This window comes from Variovorax sp. 01T439_2 (assembly GCF_056398445.1).
In genome coordinates this window covers 1-2,316 of the sequence record NZ_JBFTPJ010000927.1, presented here as the reverse complement: position 1 = coordinate 2,316, position 2,316 = coordinate 1, and the positions used below count along the sequence as shown (strand labels likewise).

2 protein-coding genes are annotated in these 2,316 nt (G+C 70.4%); both read left to right on the top strand.

All coding sequences use genetic code 11. The features are described from left to right. A partial coding sequence (denD, locus tag AC1DOC_RS29905; protein WP_478131145.1) for a D-erythronate dehydrogenase occupies positions 1-896 on the top strand: 896 nt, incomplete at its 5' end. 3 nt (positions 897-899) lie between these two features. After that, positions 900-2,168: a 3-oxo-tetronate kinase gene (gene otnK, locus AC1DOC_RS29900; RefSeq protein WP_478131144.1), complete on the top strand. Its 1,269-nt coding sequence runs from the start codon at positions 900-902 to the stop codon at positions 2,166-2,168. The last annotated feature ends 148 nt before the right edge of the window (positions 2,169-2,316 follow it).

The following is a 2,316-nucleotide window of genomic DNA, read 5'->3' as shown; positions in this document are numbered from 1 at the left end:
ACCGCGTGGCGCCGCCCGCCGACCTCGCGGCCGATGCGCGCGTGCAGTTCGTGCAGGGCGACCTGTACGAGCAGGCCACCGGCGGCGCGCTGCCGCTGGCCGACACGCACGCCGTGTTCCACCTGGCCGCSGCSGTSAGCGGCGAATGCGAGGCCGAYTTCGACCTGGGCATGCGCAGCAACCTGGACACCACGCGCGCGCTGCTCGACGCCTGCCGACGCGCGGGCCATGCGCCGGTGTTCGTGTTCTCCAGCTCGGTCGCGGTGTTCGGCGATTCGCCCGAGCAGCGGCTGCCCGCGGTGATCGAGGACGCCACCTTGCCGACGCCGCAGAACAGCTACGGCATCCAGAAGTTCATCGGCGAGCAGCTGGTGGCCGACTTCACGCGCAAGGGTTTCGTGCAGGGCCGCAACGTGCGGCTCATGACGGTCTCGGTGCGGCCGGGCCGGCCCAACGGCGCGGCCTCCAGCTTCCTGAGCGGCATGCTGCGCGAGCCGCTGGCGGGCGAACGCGCGCGCTGCCCCGTGGCGCCAGAAACGGCAGTCGCGCTCGCATCGCCCGGCAACACCGTCGCGGGCATCGTGCGCGCGGCCACGGCCAGTGCCGCCGAATGGGGCGCACGCACCGCCGTCAACCTGCCCGCGCTGACCACCACCGTGCGCGAGATGGCCGATGCGCTCGAACGCATCGCCGGCAAGGACGCCACCGGGCTGATCGACTGGGAACCCGACGCGGCCATCGCGAAGATCGTGACCAGCTGGCCCAGCCGCATCCACGCCGCGCGCGCCGAGGCGCTGGGCCTCGCGGCCGACGCGAGCTTCGACGCCATCCTGCGCGACTACGTGCGCGAGAACCCGCAGGCGGTGAAGCTGCCTGTCGTCGCCACCAAGGACTGAGCCATGGCCAAGTTGCTGCTCGGCTGCATCGCCGACGATTTCACCGGCGCGACCGACCTCGCCAACAACCTCGTGCGCGCCGGCATGCGCGTGGTGCAGGCGATCGGCGTGCCCGCCACGCCGCTYGATGCGGAAGTCGATGCGGTGGTGGTCGCGCTCAAGTCGCGCACCATCGCACYGGCCGAGGCCATCGCGCAATCGCTCGATGCGCTGCGCTGGCTGCAGGCGCAGGGTGCGCAGCAGATCTACTTCAAGTACTGCTCCACCTTCGACAGCACGCCGCAGGGCAACATCGGCCCGGTGACCGAGGCGCTGATGGAGGCGCTGAAGTGCGGCTTCACCATTGCCACGCCCGCCTTTCCCGACAACAAGCGCACCGTGTTCAAGGGCTACCTGTTCGCCGGCGAGGTGCTGCTCAATGAGAGCGGCATGCAGAACCATCCGCTCACGCCGATGACCGACCCGAACCTGGTTCGCGTGCTGCAGGCGCAGTGCACGCGCAAGGTCGGGCTGATCGACCACGCAGTGGTGGCGCGCGGCGCGGCGGCCGTCACGGAGCGCATCGAGCAGCTCCAAGGCGAGGGCGTGTCGGTCGCCATCGTCGACGCGGTGTCGAACGACGACCTGCTGCGCCTGGGTCCGGCGCTCGCGAAGATGCCGCTGGTCACGGCCGGCTCGGGCGTGGCCATCGGGCTGCCGGCCAACTTCGGCCTTGCGCCGTCGTCGCAGGCCAGTGCGCTGCCGGCGGCCGGCGGACTGCGCGCCGTGGTGTCGGGCAGCTGCTCGCTGGCCACCAACCGGCAGGTGCTCGACTTCATCCAGCGCGGCGGCGCGGCGCTGGCCGTCGATCCGCTGCGCATTGCCGCGGGCGTGGATGTCGCGGCCGAGGCATTGGCCTGGGCCGCGCCGCTGGTCGAGAAGCAGCCGGTGCTGGTCTATTCCACGGCCGAGGCCGGCGCCGTGAAATCGGTGCAGGGCAAGCTCGGTGTCGAGGAGGCCGGCGCAATGGTCGAGCGCACCATTGCCGCGATTGCGCGCGGCCTGGTCGAGCGGGGTGTGCGCCAGCTGGTGGTGGCGGGCGGCGAAACCTCCGGTGCCTGCGTTCAGGCACTGGGCATCGCGCAGATGCAGATCGGCCCGCAGATCGATCCGGGGGTGCCGTGGTGCCATGCGCGCACGGATGTCGAAGGCTTGCCGGTGCACATTGCGCTGAAGTCCGGGAACTTCGGGGGGGATGACTTCTTCACCAAGGCCTTTACAGTGCTTGGATGATGTTCATGCTCGGTGTCTTTTCAGGGCGCGCTCCCGCCGACGGGGTACCTTGCTCCGCGAATGTCCCCCGCCCTTCGGGCTCCTCCTTGATTTCGCTGCGCAAGGCACCCCATCAGCGGGAGCGTTGCAAAGAGCGGTGGTTGATCAG